This is a genomic window from Nocardia sp. NPDC059229, from assembly GCF_042754165.1.
Taxonomy (GTDB): Bacteria; Actinomycetota; Actinomycetes; order Mycobacteriales; family Mycobacteriaceae; genus Nocardia.
Map to the genome: position 1 here is coordinate 165,513 of NZ_JBHZAK010000009.1, position 19,320 is coordinate 184,832.

12 protein-coding genes, 1 tRNA gene and 1 pseudogene (1 of these 14 cut by a window edge) are annotated in these 19,320 nt (G+C 68.6%); 2 read left to right on the plus strand and 12 right to left on the minus strand.

Going from position 1 to position 19,320, the window contains the following annotated elements; genetic code table 11:
• The 10 genes from ACFXHE_RS21840 to ACFXHE_RS21885 form a co-directional block, all read right to left on the minus strand.
• On the minus strand, positions 1-2,485 hold the 5' end (the start) of the coding sequence (locus tag ACFXHE_RS21840; protein ID WP_379385665.1) for an amino acid adenylation domain-containing protein. The gene continues 7,940 nt to the left of window position 1, outside the view; only the first 2,485 of its 10,425 coding nucleotides appear in the window; it begins with the start codon at positions 2,483-2,485; its stop codon lies off the left edge, out of view.
• Complete coding sequence (locus tag ACFXHE_RS21845) at positions 2,472-3,317, minus strand: 3-hydroxyacyl-CoA dehydrogenase family protein (protein ID WP_379385667.1); 846 nt, start codon at positions 3,315-3,317, stop codon at positions 2,472-2,474. The genes ACFXHE_RS21840 and ACFXHE_RS21845 overlap by 14 nt, the downstream gene beginning before the upstream one ends.
• Positions 3,314-7,714, minus strand: a complete 4,401-nt coding sequence (locus ACFXHE_RS21850; RefSeq protein WP_379385668.1) for a condensation domain-containing protein — start codon at positions 7,712-7,714, stop codon at positions 3,314-3,316. The genes ACFXHE_RS21845 and ACFXHE_RS21850 overlap by 4 nt, the downstream gene beginning before the upstream one ends.
• Positions 7,711-9,543: an AMP-binding protein gene (locus ACFXHE_RS21855; RefSeq protein ID WP_379385670.1), complete on the minus strand. Its 1,833-nt coding sequence runs from the start codon at positions 9,541-9,543 to the stop codon at positions 7,711-7,713. The genes ACFXHE_RS21850 and ACFXHE_RS21855 overlap by 4 nt, the downstream gene beginning before the upstream one ends.
• Positions 9,540-10,565 (minus strand): HAD-IIIC family phosphatase, encoded by a 1,026-nt coding sequence (locus ACFXHE_RS21860; RefSeq protein WP_379385672.1) that lies wholly within the window; start codon positions 10,563-10,565, stop codon positions 9,540-9,542. The genes ACFXHE_RS21855 and ACFXHE_RS21860 overlap by 4 nt, the downstream gene beginning before the upstream one ends.
• Positions 10,565-11,545: a 3-oxoacyl-ACP synthase gene (locus ACFXHE_RS21865; RefSeq protein ID WP_379385674.1), complete on the minus strand. Its 981-nt coding sequence runs from the start codon at positions 11,543-11,545 to the stop codon at positions 10,565-10,567. Before ACFXHE_RS21865 ends, ACFXHE_RS21860 begins: the two co-directional genes overlap by 1 nt.
• Positions 11,542-12,639, minus strand: coding sequence for an acyl-CoA dehydrogenase family protein (locus tag ACFXHE_RS21870; RefSeq protein WP_379385675.1), 1,098 nt, complete (start codon positions 12,637-12,639; stop codon positions 11,542-11,544). The genes ACFXHE_RS21865 and ACFXHE_RS21870 overlap by 4 nt, the downstream gene beginning before the upstream one ends.
• A complete protein-coding gene (locus ACFXHE_RS21875; protein WP_379385677.1) occupies positions 12,636-12,914 on the minus strand; it encodes an acyl carrier protein in 279 nt (92 codons plus the stop codon). The genes ACFXHE_RS21870 and ACFXHE_RS21875 overlap by 4 nt, the downstream gene beginning before the upstream one ends.
• 461 nt (positions 12,915-13,375) lie before the next feature.
• Positions 13,376-13,450 (minus strand) — tRNA-Val (locus ACFXHE_RS21880).
• Positions 13,451-13,701: 251 nt separating this feature from the next.
• The gene (locus ACFXHE_RS21885; protein ID WP_379385679.1) at positions 13,702-14,124 is read right to left on the minus strand and encodes a hypothetical protein; all 423 of its coding nucleotides are present in this window, start codon (positions 14,122-14,124) and stop codon (positions 13,702-13,704) included.
• Positions 14,125-14,452: 328 nt separating this feature from the next.
• On the opposite strand from ACFXHE_RS21885, the gene ACFXHE_RS21890 reads away from it, so the two are divergent.
• Together ACFXHE_RS21890 and ACFXHE_RS21895 are read left to right on the plus strand one after the other, a co-directional pair.
• Positions 14,453-14,755 carry a hypothetical protein gene (locus tag ACFXHE_RS21890; protein WP_364623611.1) on the plus strand — a complete coding sequence of 101 codons (303 nt, stop codon included), beginning with the start codon at positions 14,453-14,455 and terminating at the stop codon, positions 14,753-14,755.
• A gap of 496 nt (positions 14,756-15,251) precedes the next feature.
• Positions 15,252-16,283: a putative zinc-binding metallopeptidase gene (locus ACFXHE_RS21895; RefSeq protein ID WP_379385681.1), complete on the plus strand. Its 1,032-nt coding sequence runs from the start codon at positions 15,252-15,254 to the stop codon at positions 16,281-16,283.
• 83 nt (positions 16,284-16,366) lie between these two features.
• Here ACFXHE_RS21895 and ACFXHE_RS21900 read toward each other — a convergent pair whose 3' ends face one another.
• A complete protein-coding gene (locus ACFXHE_RS21900) occupies positions 16,367-18,505 on the minus strand; it encodes an ABC transporter ATP-binding protein (RefSeq protein WP_379385683.1) in 2,139 nt (712 codons plus the stop codon).
• Between the two features lie 106 nt (positions 18,506-18,611).
• Positions 18,612-18,866: pseudogene (locus tag ACFXHE_RS21905) on the minus strand (alkanesulfonate monooxygenase); the annotation flags it as partial.
• Between the last annotated feature and the right edge of the window lie 454 nt (positions 18,867-19,320).

Genomic DNA, 19,320 nt, shown 5'->3' on the forward strand with positions numbered 1-19,320 from the left:
GCAGCTTCACCTGGAAGTCGCTGCGGCCGAGGTACTCCAGCTCGCCGTGACCGGTCGACCGCACGATGTCACCGGTGCGGTAGAGCCGCTGCCCGGCATCACCGAACGGGTCGGCGATGAAACGTGCGGCGGTGTGCCCCGCCCGGCGCACATAGCCGCGCGCGAGCGTCGCGCCACCGAGATAGAGCTCGCCCGGCACGCCCGCCGGAACCGGCCGCAGAAAGGCGTCCAGCACGTGGGCACGGACATGCCACGCAGGTGCTCCGATGGGTACCGCGGCAGTGTCGTTCGCGCCGATCGCGTGCCGGGTGACGGCGATTGTCGCCTCGGTCGGACCGTAGAGATTGTCGTAGCGCGCGCCCGGAGCGACAGTCGGCAGCGCCGCGGCGAGTGCGGGCGTGAGCGCCTCACCGGCGAGCAGTATGCGACGCACACTCGGCGGCATCGGCGCGGCCACCGCCTGCCGGTGCGCCGCGAGCGTGGACGGCGTGAACTGCACCGTGGTGACATCGTGCTCGATGATCGCTCTGGCCAGCGCGTTCGGATCGCCGTGCGCACCCGATCCGTCGACTACGAGCCGAGCACCGACGGTGAACGGCCACAGCACTTCCCAGGCCGAGACGTCGAACGTCAGGGCGGTCTTGCGCACGACGGTGTCGGCGTCGTCGAGGCGGTGCAGGTGCTGCATCCAGGCGAGATGAGCGCAGACGGCCACGTGGGTGACGCCCACGCCCTTGGGCTGCCCGCTGGAGCCGGACGTGAACAGCACGTACGCCAGGTTTTCCGGACACAGCGGGGCAATGCGGTCGTCATCGGTGACCGTGGCACCCGACTCGGCGGCCAGGTCGAGTTCGTCGATGTGGATCACCCGGACGCCATCGGGAGCGTCGAATCCGTCCCGCCGCGTGGTGAGGACGCACACCGGCTGCGCGATATCGATCACCTGGGCATGACGCGAACGCGGATGCTCAGGGTCCAACGGCAGGTACGCGGCGCCGGTTGCCAGCACCGCGTGCACCGCGAGGATCTGTTCGGCCGATGGCCCGACAGCGAGCGCCACCACTTGTTCCGGCCCGATGCCGAGGGTAATCAGCTTGCGCGCCAGTCGATTCGAGTCGGCGTGCAGGTCCGCGTAGGTCATGCGGGTTTCGCGTCCGACGATCGCCACCGCCTCGGGCGACCGGGCCGCCTGCTCGGTGAACAGAGCCGCGAGTGTCGTGGACGCCGTGACCACCTCGGCGGGGGGACTGCCGATGAGGCGCTCGATCTCCCCCGAGACGGCGATATCGACCCGGGCGATGGGCGCATGCGGCGTACGGACCAGCTGCTCCAGCAGCCGAATCAGCCGGTCGCGGTGCGAACGATGCGCTCCGGGAACGGCAATCCGCCAGCCACCGGCCGCCTGATCATCGACGCATACGGTGAACTCGTCCCCGCCCCCGAAACACTCGGTCACCGCTGCCGTGCCGAAGTCGTCGATCACGGCACCGCCGAGCATTCGTACCGCGAGCGGCCACTGCCCGTGCACCGGCGAATTCGCCCAGAGCTCATCGATATCGGGAATGAACCTGAGTCGCCGTGCCTTGCGCAGCTCCCGCCCCACCTGTTTGGCGATCGCGTAGAACCCGGCCTGGGCCGTGACCAGAATCCGCAGCGGCACAGTGGTTTCCCCGGTATCGAGTGCGACCACGCACTCCCCCGCGGACGCCAAGCGAGACGCGTAGACGGCCAACGCGGCCAGCACCACCGCGGGCGCACCGGCCCCGCACACACGCGCGGCCCTGGTGAGTTCCGCCGATGCTCCCACCGCAGCCCAGACCGCCTCATCCGGAGTACCGCCGGTAGGACGCGCGATACCCGCGGCGGGAGGTTCGGGCCGGGCGGCGTCGACGAGAGTTTGCTCCCAGTAGTCCCGGTCGGCGGACCACGCGCCGGATTCGCGGTATCGGCGTTCATTTTCCAGCCGGTCGGCTGTCGTACCGAACGGTGGATTCGCGCCGGGGGTCGTGGGCGCGCCGTCCAGGAGATCACGCACCCGGGCGAGAATCGCGAGCGCTCCCGGCTGGTCGTTGACCAGGCGGTGATAGCGCTGATACCAGCCGAGCCGGCCATCCGGGAATCGGAAGACGGCCTGCCGGTACAGCGGCCCGTGCGCGATATCCATTCGGCACGCACGTTCTTCGGCGATCCACTCGGCGACGAAATCTCCCGCACCGCTCCCGTCGACGCTGAGCACGGCGGTCGGCACGGGCGGGTTCTCGCACACCTGGATCGCACCGGCGTCGGCACGGAACACGCTGTGCAGCACCGGGCATTCCGTCATCACGGTGTCGATCGCCTGACGCAGGAATTCCGCGTCCACCCGGCCGGTCAGTTCGATGTAGAGGTCGACATAGCGATCACCGGCCGCGAGGGCGGCGCGTTGCGCATCGCTCGGGACATGCGGTCCGGCCGTCGCGATGCGGGTGGTCTCAACGATAGTCATGGAATCCTTGTCCGGTCTTGCGGCCGAAATGTCCTGCGGCGACGAGCGTCGCGAGCGCGGGCGGAATGCGGTAGTGGTCCTCGCCGGTCTCGCGCAGCAACACTTCGATGGTGTCGGCGACGTTGTCCAGGCCGATCAGGTCGGCGGTGCGCAGCGGACCCATGCGGTGGCCGAGGCAGCGTTCGAAGAGGGCGTCCACCGTCGCGGCGTCGGTGCCGGTGTCGAGGGTGGCGGCGGCTTGTGCGATGCTCAGCATGAGCAGGCGGTTGATGACGAACCCGGGGCGGTCGCCGACGACGAGCGATTCCTTGCCGAGTGCGGTGAGCAGTTCGGTGGCGCGCGCCATGGTGTCGGCCGAGGTCTGTTCCCCGCGAACGACTTCCACCGCATCGGTCAGTGGGGCAGGGTTCATGAAGTGCAGACCGAGCACGCGATCGGGGCGACCGGTCGCGGCGGCCAGCCGGGCGATGGGGATGGCCGACGTCGCGGAGGCGAGCACGGCGTCGGCCGGGCAGACGCGGTCCAGTTCGGCGAAGAGCTTCTCTTTCAATTCGATCTGCTCGACCGCGCACTCGATGACGAACTCGACCGCGTCGAGGTCATCTAGACGGTCGGTCCAGCGCACCCGGCGGGCAGTCCCGAGGGCCATCCGCCGATCACCGCGGCCCAGCAGCAGCGCCAGGCGCACCGCTTCGTTCAGGCCGCGGCGCGCCCGCTCCACGGCGGCCGGATCGGGTTCGACCACAATGACATCGCGTCCCGCCTGCGCGAGGCATTGTGCGATGCCGGCGCCCATGGTGCCCGCGCCGATCACTGCTACGACTCCGGTCATCGGGTCACCTCCGTTTCCGCGATGCAGCGCAACGCGATATCCGGCACCGGATCATTCGGTGTCTCCAGCAGACCGTGCAGCAGCCGGGTCAGATCCGAGAGCATCTGCTGCGCGGTCGATTCGTCGAAAAGTTCTGTGGCGTACACCAGTTTCAGGACCGCGCGGTCACCGGACTCCCGGTCGAGCGCCAGTTCCGCCGTGTCCGGCGGGGTGTCGCCGAACCAGATGGCCCCGGCACGGCTGTCACCCTGCGCCGGCGCGGCCAACTCCGCGGCGGTTCGTTCCAGCAGGTCGGCCCCGGTGGGTTCGTCGGCGAAGTCCATTCGGGCGGAACCGCTTGCCGAGCCGACCACTACGTCATCGGAGCCGGAGTACCAGCTCAGCAGTGCCGCCCAAGCGGCGAGCAGCTCCGCGTCGCCCGGCACGACATCGAGCCGCTCGCGCACCGTCCCCGGCGTGTATCGGGCCGAGCCGGTTCCGCGCGGCCGGTCTGTCGGAATATCCAGTGCCACAGCCTGTTCCGCCGCATGCACGCCGGCAGGCGACGGCACGGTGACGAGCAGCTCCTCGATCGACCGATCCGGCGCCGACTCCACGACCTCGGTGAGGATCCCAAGGTAGGCGGCGGCCAACCCCGCGGCGGTGCGCTGGGTGAACAGCTCGGTGCTGTACTCGAAGCAGGCCAGCATGTCGAGGTCGTCGCTGCGATCGTAGGTGATCAGGCTGAGGTCGAATTTGGCTGTGCCGGGCGGTAATCCGCCGAAGGCATTGTGGATGGTGTGATCGGAGTCGAAGAACTCCGTCGCCCCGCCGCCGAGCGGGTTGACCGATCCGGCGCCGGTGAGGTCCTGGTGAACGTAGAGCACATCGAAGATCGGGGTGCGGGACATGTCGCGTTGATCGTCGAGGGCATTGACCACCCGCTCGAATGGGATCTCCTGATTCTCCAACGCGCCCAGCACGATTCCACGCACTCGTTCGAGCAGATCGCCCAGCGTCGCGGGACCGGAGAGGTTGGCGCGCAGCGCGACAGTGCTGTTGAAGAAGCCGATGAGCCCTTCCAGCTCGCGGCGGGTGCGGCCGGTGGTCGGCGTGCCGACGACGAGGTCGCGCTGACCACTGCGCCGGGCGAGCAGCAGATAGAAGGCGGACAGCAGCACCACGAACAGCGACACCGACTCCCGCTTCGCGACCGTGCGGGCCGCGGCGAGCAGCGTCGCCGGCACCGTGAAGGGCTCCAGCTCACCGGCGAACGTCTTGCGCGCCGGTCGCGGGAAATCGGTGGGCAGCCGCAGTTTCGGCGCGCCACGCAGCAGATGCGTCCAGTATTCGAGCTCGTGCTCGAGCGCGCCCGAGTCGAGCAGCTCGCGGTGCCAGCGCGCGTAGTCGCGGTAGCGGATCGGCAGCGGTTCCAGCTCGGCCGGGCGCCCCTCCCGCCGAGCCGCATAGAGCACCGGAATCTCCCGCGCGAGAATCCCCGGCGTCTGGCCGTCGGTGACGCAGTGATGGCACACCACCTGCAGCACATGCATATCCGGAGCGAGCTCGACCACCAGCACCCGCACCATGGGGTCGCGGCCCAGATCGAACGGCCGGACCGCGGCCTCCCGGAGCAGCTCGCGCGCCCGGGCGACCGAATCGGCTTCACCGGACACATCGACGACCCTGAAGAACTCGCCGAGAGCGGGCCGCACTCGCACCGCCGGCACACCGTCGACCTCGACGAGGTTGTAGCGCAGCGGTTCGTGTCGCTCCGCGAAATCCTCGAATGTTCCCTTGACCGCGTCAACGTCGATCGGCCCGCGCAGCACGTTGACCACCGGATAGTTGTAGAGCGTGGTGTCCGGAACAAGCTGATGGTGGAACCACATCCGCTCCTGCCCGGGCGACATGACCAGCTCGTCGGTGCGTGTAATGGCCGGCAGCCCGCGCGCTCCCGGCATCACCTCGGGCGCCGGGCGCGCCCCTTCCCGCAGCAGGTCCGCGAACTCGGCCACCTTGGGCCGCTCGTACACATCGAGCAGTTTCGGCCGGAACCCGAACGCCTCCTCCACCCGCTCGACCAACTGCACGGCAATGATCGAATTGCCGCCGACGTCGAAATAGTCGTCATCCAGCCCGATTTCGGTCTCCGCGTGCAACAGTTCGCGCAGCACTGCGCGCAACCACTCCGCCGCATCCGTCGGCACGGCGACCACCGGAGGCTCGGGCGCGGCGACAGCTTCGACGGGCTCGGACGCGATCTCGGCATGCTGTGCCGCAGTGGGCAGTTCGACCCAGCACCGGGTGCCGCGCAGCGGGTGCCCGGGCAACCGCATCCTGCGACCGTCCCCGTCCTGCACCCGCGCCCAGTCGAGATCCACTCCACGCTCGTAGAGCCGCGCCAGGATGCCGAGCGCCCCCGCGGAATCGGCCGAGCCGAACAGGATCTCGGCATCCGCACGACCCGCGAGATCCTCGGTGAGGTACCGCCCGAGCATGCCGTCCCGGCTGGGATCGACGAAGACGACCGGCCCATCCCGCAACAGCATTTCCGCCGCCGCGAGCAGACGCGACCGGTCCACCGCGGGCGTCTCCGCGGCAACAGCCAATTCGCCCGGGTCGACAGGCTCTCGCGATCCGAGCAGATAGCGTGCCGCGAACTTCGACGCGCCCCCGCTGAGCACGGCCGCGAACTGAATCCCACAGGCCCGCAATCGATCGTGCGCCGCGAGCTGTGCCGCGAGCACTGCGGCCGTCTCCCCGTCCGCGGGCAGCTGTTCCGGCAGTGCGGTGCCACCGTGCCCGGTCGGCAGAGCACCCGGCGAGAGCAACAGCGCCACTCGCGGCGCGACCGGCTGCTGACCGTCCGAATCGACGGCTGCGCCGCGTGTTTCGAGCAGATCGGCCAATTCCGTTGCGCTGCTCGCACATACCGCGATGCGATGGCCGAAGTGCGCACGGCCCCGGCCGAGCGTGAACGCCACATCCGCGAGATCGATCGAATCGTCCCGCATACGCCCCGCCAGCGAGCCGCACAGGTCCGCGAGCGCTGTCGCCGTCCGCGCCGAAACCCCGATCAGCCGGGACACCGGCTCGCGACTCGCCTCTGCCGGTTCGGCTTCCGGCTGCGGTACCGCATCGGGGGCCTGCTGCACGACGCAGTGAGCGTTGGCGCCGCCGAGGCTGTAGGAGCTGACACCCGCCAGGCGCGGGCCGTCGCTCCGCCACGGTCTCGGTTGCGCGACCACCTCGAGGCCGGCCGCGGCCAAGTCGAGATCGCCAGTGGGGCGGTGGAAGTGGAGAGAGGGGAAGAGTTGTCCGTCGGCGACCGACAGGACGGCCTTCACCAGGCCGGCCACACCGGCGGCGTGATCGAGGTGGCCGATATTGGTCTTCACCGATCCGATCGGGAGGGCGGTGGCGCGCTCGGCGAACGCGGTGCGCAGGCCCTCCAGTTCGACGGCGTCGCCCAGCCGGGTGGCGGAGCCGTGGGCTTCGAGGTATCCGGCATCACGGGGATCGGCACCGGCCTTGCGCCAGGCACGCGCGATGACCCGGGCCTGCGCGGCGGCGCTGGGGGTGCTGATGGTTGCGGCGGAATGGCCGTTGTGCAGGACCGCGCTGCCCCGGATGACCGCGTAGACCGGAGCACGGTCGGCGCGGGCACGCTCGAGCGTGGTCAGCAGCAGCGCCGCGCCGCCTTCGCCGGGGACTGTGCCGTCGGCGTCGGCGTCGAAGGCTCGGACCCGGCTGCCCGGTGAGGCGATCTCGGTCATGGTCTGCACGGCCCAGGCCGGAGCGCCGTGCGCGCGGACGCTGACTCCGCCGGCCAGCGCGTAGTCGGCGTCGCCGCTGCGCAATTCGCGGCAGGCGTGGTGGACGGCGATGAGGGAGGCGTTGCAGCCGCTGTCGACGGCGTAGCAGGGGCCGTCGAAGCCGAGCAGGTGTGCGATGCGGGCGGGGACGCCGAAGGGCAGATTGCCCAGCATGGCGAGGGGGCCCGGGTCGACCGCCATGGCGTGATAGCTGGGCATGGGCGCGCTGAACACCACCGCGGTGGTGGCCGCGCGCAGGGTCGCGGGTGCGTAGCCGGCGTCCTCGATGGCGCGGTGCGCCAGCTCCAGGGCGATCCGCTGCTGCGGATCCATCAGGGCCGCTTCGCGTTTGGACAGGCCGAAGAACGCGTAGTCGAAGGTGTGGATATCGGTGAGGTGCCCCATGGGCAGGTACCGGACGCGGCGGTCCAGGGCGGTCGCGGCGGCACGAGACTCCGGCATGGGGCCGATCGAATCCCTTCCGGCGGCGAGGTTCTCGCGGAACTCGTCGAGGTTCGCCGCGTCCGGGAAGCGCGCGCCGATGCCGATGACGGCGATGTCGCCGTCGCGTGGTGCGGGTGCGGTCACGATGTCCTTCACACTTCGAATGTCAGGGGAACGTCCGCCGGTACGGCGGGCTGTACCGGATCCGCGGGCAGTGCGGTCGCCTGCGCGGCCACGGTGTCCAGATCGAACAGCAGGCCCACCGGGATGGCGCCCGGCCAGCGCGCCTGCAGGCGCATGTGCAGAGCGACCACGCGATGGGAGTTGCCGCCCACGTCGAGAAAGCGGTCCGCGCGATCGAATTCGTCGTGCAGCAGCACCTCCGACCAGATCTCGCCGAGGGCACGCTCGGTCTCGGTCCAGCCGTCCCGCGACACTGTCTGCCGGACCGTGGAACCGGTCAGCAGCGCGCGCAGCGCCGCCTCGTCGAGCTTGCTGCTGCCCGGCGTGATGGGAAGGGCATCGACGGTCACGAACCGTGCCGGAACCGCTTCCGACACGAGGTGTTCGGCGCAGAATCCGGCCAGCGCGCTCGATGCGGGCGGGGTCGCCGCGGTGTCCAGCGGCACCCAGAAGGCGGCCAGGTACACCGAGTCGTCGACATCGGCGACGGGCAGCACGACCGCCTCACGCACGGCGGGATGGCCTTCAAGCACCGCCTCCACCGCGCCGCGTTCGATCCGCACGCCACGGACCTTCACCTGATTGTCGACCCGGCCGTGGAATTCGATGTCGTCGTTCGTGTCCGCGAGGGCGAGGTCGCCGGTGAAGTACATGCGAGCACCCGGTTCGGTGGCGAAGGGGTCGGCCACGAATCGAGTCGCGGTCAGTCCGGGACGGGCGGCATAACCGTCGGCGATCTGCCCGCCACCGAGGTACAGGTCGCCGCGAGTGCCGCTGCGCACGGGGCGCAGCTTGTCGTCCAGCAGGTGAGCCGTCGTGCCCGCGGCCGGCTTTCCCATCGGGACGACCCGCCGCGGCGTATCCGCGACGTACGGGCCGATGCAGGTGATCGTCGCCTCGGTGGGACCGTATTCGTTGTGCAGCGCCACGGCGGGCAGTACTTCGCGGTGCTCGTCCACCAGGCGCGGCGGGACCGCCTCCCCCGCCAGGATCACCGTTCGCAGCGTCGGCCGCAGCTCGGCCAGCCGTGGCAGCGCCAGCCGATAGAACGACGGCGTCGCGATGAAATGCGAAACACCCCGGCTGCGAGCGAGTTCGGCGACGGCGTCGACATCTCGCACCATCCGGTAATCGGGAAACACGCTGGTGCCGCCGACCGCGAGCGGCCAGACCACACCCAGCAGGGAACCGTCCCAGATCAGCCGCAGGGCCGAGAAGGTGACCAGCGCACCGTCGATGTGCGCATTGTCCCGCGACCCGATCTGCGTGGCGAGGTTGGCGCGCGACACGACCACCGCCTTCGGGACACCGGTGGAGCCGGAGGTGGTGATGGCATAGGCCGGCGCGAGCCGCGGCGGCGGGCCGGGCAGCGGGATCTCGGGGGGATCCACCCGCGCCGCGATGTCGATCACCGCTGGACCATTCGTCGCGTCCGCCAGCGCCGTCGCCGCCTCGCCCGGAGTGAGCGGATCCCGGCCATCGATGATCACCGCGGCACAGTCCAGCGCCTCCAGTACCGCGCCGAGCGACGACTCGCCGCCATGGCCGGGTTCGATGACGCACCAGGCCGCGGCGGCGCGCAGGGCCGCGATCATGCCGATCACGGTGTCCAGGTTCTGCCGCTGGTAGACGACGACCGTCTGCCCGGGCCGCACCCCGGCCACGAGCAGGCGGCGTGCGAGAGCCATTGTCGCGGTGTCCAGTTCGCGGTAGGTGAGCGACCGATCCCCGACCACGACCGCGAGACGATCGGGCACCCGCTCGAACTGGCACATCAGGCCGTCGAGCAGATCCACGCTCATCGAACCACCTCGACATGGCCGGTGCCGCCGACGTTTTCGGCGGGCACGGTGCACACGAGCAGGATGCGATCGCCGTCCTTATCGGCCACTTCGAACCCGGCGAAGCGCAAAGTCACGAGCATGACCCGATTCCGTGGTGTGGCAACGAATTCCGCCGCGGGCCGCAAACCGGCCGCGTGGGCACGGCGCACCACCTCGGCGATGAGAGTCGTGCCGACGCCGCGGGACATGACACGACAGGACATGAGCAGCAGGAGCAGAACCGCATCGGGGCCGCGCCGTTCGGTCACCGCCAGCCCGATCGTGCCGTAGCCGCCGAAACGGTCGGTCAGGGAAGCGACGAGCACCTCGTGACGCGGGGACGCGCACAATGCCCGCAGCTCGTCCATGTCGAAGGTGACGCCGGTGGTGTTGAGCTGGTGGGTGCGTTCGGTCAGCTCGTGAGCGCGAACCAGATCCGCCTCGGTCGCCTCGCCGACGGTCATGACCAGATCCAGCGAGGCCAGGAAATCCGCGTCCGAGCCGCCGAATTCGGCTTCGGACGCCTTGCGCTCCCGCTCCGCGCGATACAGCAACCGGCGCTGCCGTGCTTCGGATGTCGTTGTGGCCGGTATGAATTCGGGAAGGTCCGGGAGTTCGGCGATCCGGTCGGCCGGATAGCATCGGACCTCCGGGAATGCGGCGGCCACCTCGGCCAGCTCGACCGGATCATTGTCGATAAAGGCGATCGTGTCCCTGCCGATATTGAGGGATTCGGCGATCCGGCGAATGGCCTCCGACTTGGGACCCCAGCTGATCTCGAAGGCCGAGAACATGTCCTCGATACCGTGCTTGCGCAAATGTGCTGTGGCAGCGTCTGGTTCGCCACGACTGGCGACGGCGTGCAGGATGCCGCGTTCATCCAGTGTCCGGATTGCATGCAGCGCTTCCGGTTTCGGCGTACCGCCGTCCGACTCCAGCACAACGCCGGGCCACACCGTATCGTCGAGATCCCAGACCAGGCATTTCACTGTCGCCGCCATTACGCCCTCCGTAGCAGGGCGGCGCTCCACGCGGCGACCGGGCTGCTGTTCAACAGCAGCGCGTATTCACCGGGTGCACGGGTGGCCGCGGCAGCCTCCAGATTGATCAGCATGTCCATCGAGCCCAGGTGGCCGTAGGCCCCGAGATTGGTCCGGCAGACCTTGTCGACCGGGCGATCCAGGGCCTCCTCCCAGAAGGCGAAGGCGCCGGCCGACAGGTTCTGCATGAGGATCGGTCCCACCTCCGTGTCTCGAATGCCATTGCGTCGCAGCAGTTCCGGAATAATGGCGTCGAATCGCTTCTTGCTCTCGACCGCGAGCCGGAACGAGTAGGTGGACTCGTCCGCGCACACCTCGGCCCAGTCGTCGGAGCCGATATCGCGGTAGTCGATGCGGAACAGGTCCGCGTATTTGCCTTCACTGCGCACGATCTGGTCGACGAACTCCCAGCGGCCGGGGCCGGAGGTGGTGACCAGCAGTGCGGCCGCACCGTCACCGAGCAATGTCATGGGGGCGCGGTAGCGATTCCGGGTGGGCGTCCTGGCGGCTGTGACCACCAGGACATTGCGGCAGTGGGCATCCGCGCGAACCAGGCTCGCGGCGAGAGTCAGTGCGGCGGAGACCGATACGCAGCCGAGGTCCCCGGCCGCCGTGGTGAAGGCGCGGGCCGCGCCGATCCGGTGTTGCAGCCGGGTCGCTTCCGAAGCGAGCAGGTACTGCGGCGCGCGGCCGGTGACCAGAATCAGCGCGTCCAGCTCGGCGGCCGCGAGACCTGCCTCGTCCAGCGCCGCGCGCGCCGCCTCGGCGGCGAGATCGACCTCGGTCATGCCGTCGGCGGTGCGCACCGTGTCGATGCCCAGAGCCAGCGCGTGCTCCCGGCGGTTCGTGGGCAGATCGGCCAACTCCGCCAGTGTGGCGACCGCGGCGGTCCGGTCCGGGAACCAGGTCGCGGCCGGACCCAGTAGCACGCGTTCGTTCATGATCGCGCACCCCGCATGACGTGCTCGCCCATGGCCACCTCGGCGACCTCCTGTGCTCCCTCGATGATCTGCATGACTTTGGCGTCGCGATAGAAGCGGCCGATCCGGCTGTCCGGTGCGCAGCCCGCCGCGCCGAGTACCTGCACGGCCCGTTCGCTGACCGCCGCCGCGACACCGGCGGCGGCATATTTGGCGGCAATCGTGAAGATCAGCGCCTGGGGCGATCCCGTGATCCGCGCATCGGCCGCGCGTTCGCAGAGGGCTTGCGCACCTTCCACATCCGCCCAGCAGCGGCCGAGCGTGGCGCGGATCAGCTGATGTTCGGCCAGCGCGGCGCCGCCCTGGACGCGGGTGGCCGCATGGGCGGCCGCATCGCCGAGGCAGGCGCGGGCCAGCCCGACACCACCCCAGGCGACGGTGTAGCGGCCGTGATCCAATGCGGTGCCGAGGACATGGGACAGACCGAACCCCGGTGGTGCGATCAGCTGGGTGGCGGGTATGCGCACGCGGTCGAACCGGACGGTCGCCAGCCGCGCGCCGCGCAACCCGAGACCGCTCTCGGCAGGTTCCACACCGACCCCGGGCCGGTCCCGATCCACCAGTGCGGCACACAGTCCGCCCGGCGCTCGACCGAGCACGAGGTAGACATCCGCACGCTGACCGAAGGTCACCCACAGCTTGGTACCGGACACCAGGATATCCGTGCCCTCGGGCTCGAAAGCCGTAGCGACAGCGGACAACTCGGTGCCGGCGCCGGCTTCGGTCGCCGCCAGCGCGGCGATGACCTCACCGCCGGTGAGCCGGGGCAGCCACGCCTCGCGCTGCGCGGCCGTACCCCATCGATCCACCGCGGCGGCCACCATGCCGTGCACGGTCACCAGCGAACGCAGGCTGGTGCACGCGTGCCCGAGCGTCGCGGCCAATCGCCCGAGCTCCCGCGCATCGAGCTCCGCACCACCGAAGCACGCGGGCCGATCCGCTCCCAGCAGCCCATTCCGAGCCGCAAGCTCGATCATCTCGTCGGGCAGACCGTCCCGATCCCACCGTGCCGCATCGCGGGCCGCAGCCTGCACGAGGTCGTCCACTTCGATCACGAGTGGCTGTCCCCGCCCTGCTTGCGGACAACGAAGGCCGCCGCACGCGCGGCACTCCGAAAGTTGTCGAGCTCGAGATCATCGACATCGACCGAGATCCCGTAGGTGCTCTCCACGTGCACGACAATCTCCAGCGCCCGCAGTGAATTCACCAGTCCGAGCGCGAAAATGTCGTCCTCCGGCGCCAATTCGATCTCGGCCATCGACCCGAAGTAGCCCAGCAACTCCTGCGTCAGCTCCGCCCGATGCCGCACGCCCCGCGCCAGATCCTCCACCAACACTCCCTCTCAACGACCTCTCACGGCGAGCACGTCAACCCGTCCTCCCGCGTAGACCACGACACCATCGCGGCCTTTACCGGACAAGCCCCGGGTTTCACGGGCGGACCGGCACGGATGCCACGCAGAGGGGGCCGAGTCCCGCCTCGCGCACACATTCGCGGCATGCGTGCCACATCTGACGGACCGATATTCGAGTGCACTCGAACATATGGGGAGGCAACCAGTGGCTACCGCTGATGTGCTGCACAAACTCCGGGGACGTGCTGATCGTTGTAGGTGGTCAGCTGTCGAGCCGCGGCTTCGAGCCCGACGTACGTGTTGAAGGCGCTGCTGTAGAGGCCGCCGTAGGCGTCGTACCAGCCTTTGACTCGCGCCTCTTTTGCACCTCAACGGCACCGTTTCCGAATTGCTGCCATAGAACGAAAGAAGCCGCAGGTCTCTGACCTGCGGCTTCATGGTGGTTCTAGCTGGGATCGAACCAGCGACCCCTCGCGTGTGAAGCGAGTGCTCTCCCGCTGAGCTATAGAACCGTAGCTCGTCGCTCGAGGCGACTGTCCGGCTCGGGGTCTCCCCCGCTCCGGCTGAGAGAACATTAGCGCGTCCACCCACCGTCATGCCAAATCGGGTGCACCATCGCTCACTGCGGCGCGCGGTAGCCGACTCGGTCGGTGTCGGCCAGGGCGTCGAATTCCGCTGCAGTGAAGGCGATTTCAGCGGCAGCGATGTTGGCTTCGACGTGGGCGACCATGGCCCGATCCGCAGGAGCGAGCCGGCGCTACGGCTAATCGAACAGCTCGGCGACCGCGGCCACCGTGACAGCCCGGGTCAGCCAATCGGACAGCCGCTCCAGGTCAGCGCATGCCAGAATCCGCTCACGGGCGGCCCCGTCAACTTCGATCCCCCGAGCGGCCAGAACCGTGAGAATAGCCGAAGCCTCCCCCTCTGCCCGGCCTTCGGCCACGCCTTCCGCATGACCGATCGCCTGGTGGCGCCGGGCGAATTCGCTCTCCCACTGGTAGTTCTCGACCGAAATCGACATGATGGCCTCCAGCTCGATACGGGCTGCCTCAGGCAGTCGCGCGCTGATGTAGTCATAGTAGATGAGGCCCCTCTCGGGCCCGAAGGTCTCGAGCGCCCGCAGCACCATCTCGAGTACCGGGCGCCGCGACTCGTCTTGCATATGCCCGGGAGCCGACAGCAGCACCAGTTCGGGCCATTCTCACGCTTGGTACGGGTCGATGACCGGTCCCAACCGCCCGGGCCAGTACGTGATCGGCGTGAAGACGAAACCCGGATGGCCGGTCTGGATCGGTTGTCCGACAGCCGCCGCGACTCGCTCGATCGGGGAGTAAGCGAAAAGCCCGGCGCCAGGGTAATCGTCTGCACTGGTGGGGCATTCGCGGGCGGCGGTCCGGTCGCACGCCGAAACACGGTTGTATTTTCCTGGATACATGGCGGCGCCTTCGGCCGGTGTACTTTGCCAGGGTTACGGTGCCCGAGCGATCGGGTGCAGATTCACCACGGAGGATCCAATGAAGTTGCGTATTGCTGGAGTACTCGGCGCTGCCGCGGTAGCCGGGATGGTGGCGGTGCTGGTGCCCGCGACCGCGGGCGCGTCGACCGGCACCCTGGTCTCGAACGGCAGGGTTCTCGTGAACCCGTCCGGTTGTGTCCGGATCCTGCTCACCGACCTCGACACGACCACCGTGACGAACTCGACCGACCAGGACGCCACCTTCTACGCCAGCATCGACTGCTCGGGCGATCCGATCGGCACGGTGGCGGCCGGAGCGGCCGGCACGCCGCCGATGGCGGGCAGCTTCTCCATCAACTGACGACTGCGCACCTGGCCAGTGCATCGCGCCTGGCCAGGCTGCGGTTCCCCCATGACCCTCACCGCTCGAGCAGGGGCGCCGAGGGCGTGGAGACGACCTGGTGCCGTTTGACCGACGCCGAGGCGGGTACGCGAATACGAAACAGATCGCGGCATACACCCGGAGGTCGAGAACCGTGGAAATCGCAAAAGGAACGCGTCTGGTCCCCATCCACGACACCGCGCTCGGTGCTTCCATTCAGGTCACAGCGGTGCGACACAACCCGATTCCGTACGCGGAGGTTCGACCTATCGGCGGCGGCCGGGTGTGTGCGGTATCGCTCAGCGACCTGCAGCGGGATTTCCGCATCCTGCGCAAAAGCGTTTCGGCCGAGAATGATTCGACCGAGGGATAGCTTCTCGCCTCTGGATCAGCCCGCCATCTCGATACCACATCGCGTTTGGATCCTGGGCGCGGGTACCCCCGAATCGCGGGAAGTACGACGGGAGGGAATCCCTTGCGAGACTTCACGTGCGGTCGGTGCGGACAGCGATTGTCGTTCGAGAATTCGGTCTGCCTGAGGTGCGGCGGGGCGCTGGGGTTTCACCTGCCCAGTCGCACCCTGCTCGTCCTCGATACGCGCGGGACGACCACTGTCGACGGTCAGCGCTGGCGGACATGCGGCAATCTACAGTGCGCCCGGTGCAATTGGCTGGTCCCGGCGGCAACCGGGGCCGGCGGTGAATTGTGCCGTTCGTGCCGGTTGACCCGAACCCGGCCCGCGGACAACAACTCCCCGGCGCTGGCCCAATTCGCCGAAGCCGAGACGAGCAAGCGGCGGGTGATCTTCGAGCTGTACGAACTCGGGTTGCCGATCGTCGGGCGAGACGAGGATCCCGACCACGGCCTGGCTTTCGATCTGTTGTCCAGCGCGGGTGAGGAGGTGACGACCGGCCACCACAGCGGGCTGATCACGCTGGACCTCGCCGAAAGCGACGATGTGCACCGCGAACGACTCCGCGTATCGATGGACGAGCCATACCGGACACTCGTGGGCCACTTCCGCCATGAGCTCGGCCACCACTACCAGCAGGTCCTGGTGGGCGACGGCCTGCGGGAGCCGAGATTCGAAGCACTGTTCGGCGACCCCGACGAGGACTATGCGGCCGCACTGGACCGGAACTATCGGATCGGCCCGCCACCGGACTGGCCGGATCGGTTCGTGTCCGCGTATGCCGCAATGCATCCCGTCGAGGATTGGGCCGAGACCTTCGCCCACTACCTCCATATCCGTGAAACCCTCGACACCGCAGCAGCATTCGCGGTGACCCCGGCCAGCACCCGATCAGAAGTGCGGCTACCCGCCAACACCGGTTTCGATCGCCTCATCGAGCACTGGCTGCCACTGTCATGGGCCCTCAACCAGGTCAACCGATCGATGGGCCACCCCGACCTCTATCCCTTCGTCCTGGCCCCGGCGGCACTGGACAAGATGCGATTCATCCACGAGCTGATCAGCCGCGCAACAGCGTCGGCAACTCGGAGATAGCCGTTCAGTCGCGAACACGGCACTACGGGTGGGACCGGTCCCGGCTGGTCTGTGAGGAAACCGCAATTCGCGGTAACGCGTACTCACGAGGATTCGGCAGCGAAGTGGTCCGCGGGGGCTTCGTCGCCGACATACGCCGACCACAACCGGCGGTAGGGGCCGTCGATCTCGAGAAGGTCGGCGTGGCGGCCGGTTTGCAGCAGACGGCCGTCGCCCATCACGATGATCAGATCGGCATCGGCGGCGGTGGCCAGGCGGTGGGCCACGACGATGGTGGTGCGGCCCGCGGTGAGGACCTCGACGGCCGCGCGGACGCGGGCGTCGGTCGCCAGGTCCAGGGAAGCGGTGGCCTCGTCGAGGATGAGTACGTCGGGCTCCACCAGTTGAGCGCGGGCCAGCGCCAGCAGTTGGCGCTGACCGGCGGACAGGGCAGCGCGGTGCGCGCCGATCGGCTGCCGGTAACCGTGTTCGAGAGCGGCGATCATCTCGTGGGCGCCGACCGCGCGTGCCGCCCATTCGATGTCGGCGGGTGTGGCATCGGGTTTTCCGTAGGCGATGGTGGCATGCACCGTGTCGCCGAACAGGAACGGTTCCTGCGGCACCACGCCCAGCCGTTTGCGGTAGTCGCGCAACCGGTAGCGGCGGATGTCGACGCCGTCGACGAGCACGGCTCCGTCGGTCGTGTCATACAGGCGCGCAAGCAATTTCACCAGGGTGGATTTGCCGGCTCCGGTTTCGCCGACCACGGCGACCTGCTGGCCGGGCGCGATTCGCAGATCGATGCCGGACAGCACTCGGCGATCGGCCCCCCGGTAGGCGAAACCGACACCGCGGAACTCGATCTCGCCCGCCAGCCGCTCGACCGGACGGGCATCCGGCGCGTCCGGGGTGGAGACGGATTCGCGCATCAGCACACCGAGGCGCTCGATGCCGACGACCGCCTGCTGGTAGCTGTCGAAAACCTGCGACAACTGCTGGATGGGGGCGAACAGCAGATCGATGTAGAGCAGGAACGCGATCAATGTCCCTGCGGTGAGCGCACTCTCGCGCACCTGGTGCACCCCGACCGCGAGCACGGCGGCCGTGGCGATCACCGACATGATCTCGATGAACGGGAAGAACAGCGCCATCAGCGTCTGACTGCGCAGTCGCGCATCGCGGTAACCCCATGAGCGGCGCTCGAATTCGCGCTGATTGATCGCCTCGCGGCGGTATGCCTGGGTCACCGCGATGGTGTCGACGTTCTCCTGCAGGTAGGCGTTCGCGGCGCTGACCTGCTCGCGCGCCAGGTTGTAGGCGGGCACCGACGCCCGGCGGAACGCGACCGTCGCGATCACCAGCACCGGCAGTAGCGCGAGCACCACCAGCGCCAGGCGGCCGTCGATCACGATCAGCGCCACCACCACGCCGCTGATGGTCAGCGTGCTGGTCAGCGCGACCGCCAGTCCCGTCGGTGGGAAAGTCGACAGCCCGTCCACGTCGGTGATCATCCGGGTCATGATGCGGCCCGCCAGTTCCCGCTCGTAGAACTGCAATCCCAGCCGTTGCAGCTGGGCGAAGACCTTCACCCGCAGGCCGTAGAGCAGCCGCTCCCCCGCCCGTCCGGTCACGCGGACCTGGGCGACGGTGATCGCCCAGTCCACAACCACCACGACCAGCGCGGACGCGGCGGCGAGCAGCAGCACGTCGCGGGCTCCGGCCAGCACGCCGTGGTCGATGCCGTAGCGCACCAGGAACGGAATCAGGATCTGCGCCAGGGCGTCCAGGGCGACCAGCCCCAGTCCGGCCAGCAGCGGCAACGCGAACGGCCGCAGCAGCCGCGCCAAATCGAAGTCCGGGTCCGGTGTGTGCGAAAAATGCTCGGGCACATCGGGTTCACCGGTCGCTGCGGGCAACCGGCCGATCAGGGCGCGCACGTCGCCGCTCGGCGGGGCGCTCGACATCATGCCCCCGCCCAGGTGACCGCCCATCGCCCCCGGCGAGCCGGCGGCGCGCCGGGCGAACGCTCTGGCCATCTGGTCCAGCGCACGCGACTCGTCACCGTCGGTCTCGGTTCCCGTCCACAGTCCGGCGGTGGGCACGGTGTCGGTCACCGCGCTCAGATCGGCGGCGATACTCACCGGGTCCGGCGCGGTGAACAGAGTGTGGAACAACTCTCCGGAGGTCTGCAGATCGTGCAGAGTGCCGAGTTCGGCGACCCGGCCACCGTCCAGCACGGCCACCCGATCGGCCAGTGCGAGAGTGGAGATCCGGTGTGCCCCCGATGGTGGTGCGCCGGCGCACCTCGGCGGCGATGCGGGCGAAGATCTCCTCCTCCACCTGTGCGTTCTATTCCCCCAACAGCGGCAACAGCTGATTGCCCTGACGTTCGATCTCGGGCAGATACGGGGTATCGGAGAGCACGAAGTGCGTGATGCCGAGATCACGGTATTTGCGCAGCGATTTGGCGACATCCTCGGGTGAGCCGACCAGCCACGTGGTACCCGCTCCGCCGCCGCCGAACCGGCCGGGTGTGGTGTAGAGGTTGTCGTCGAGCACCTCACCCCGAGCGGCCAGATCCAGCAACCGCTGCTGTCCGACCGCGGTTTCCCGATGCGGATTCGCGGTTTCCCGGTGGCCCAAACTGTTGTGATCATCGCTGACGGTATCGCCACGGTGACCCGCGGTGACCTGATTCGGTATGCACCAAAGGAATTCGAGGCTCATGAATACGATTCCTGTTCGGCGATCAAAGAAGGGGCCTGCCACCGGATTATCAACCGCCCCACCGCCACAAACCGCTCGCGTATCTCACCCCGCCCCGCACAAACAACCCGGACCTGCAGCCGGCCGGCCGCCAGGACATAAATTCCCGCCGATTCCAGCGCTGCACAAGTTGAGGACGTCCGCATAGACCCACCTGCGCTCGGCCTGCTGCCTTGACCGCAGGGCGAGCCGAGCCACGCCCAATTTCATTGTGCTCCAGGATATTTCCGCAGGATCAGCCTGATCTCAACCGTTGACCACCGCCACCGCGAGGGACGAAGGTGCCTGAGGG

Bases quoted from the DNA above. Each gene is read 5' to 3' on its own strand.
- ACFXHE_RS21855 (WP_379385670.1), bottom strand. From the start codon at position 9,543: ATGAGCGTGGATCTGCTCGACGGCCTGATGTGCCAGTTCGAGCGGGTG.
- ACFXHE_RS21865 (WP_379385674.1), bottom strand. From the start codon at position 11,545: ATGAACGAACGCGTGCTACTGGGTCCGGCCGCGACCTGGTTCCCGGAC.
- ACFXHE_RS21890 (WP_364623611.1), top strand. From the start codon at position 14,453: ATGAAGTTGCGTATTGCTGGAGTACTCGGCGCTGCCGCGGTAGCCGGG.
- ACFXHE_RS21845 (WP_379385667.1), bottom strand. From the start codon at position 3,317: ATGACCGGAGTCGTAGCAGTGATCGGCGCGGGCACCATGGGCGCCGGC.
- ACFXHE_RS21860 (WP_379385672.1), bottom strand. From the start codon at position 10,565: ATGGCGGCGACAGTGAAATGCCTGGTCTGGGATCTCGACGATACGGTG.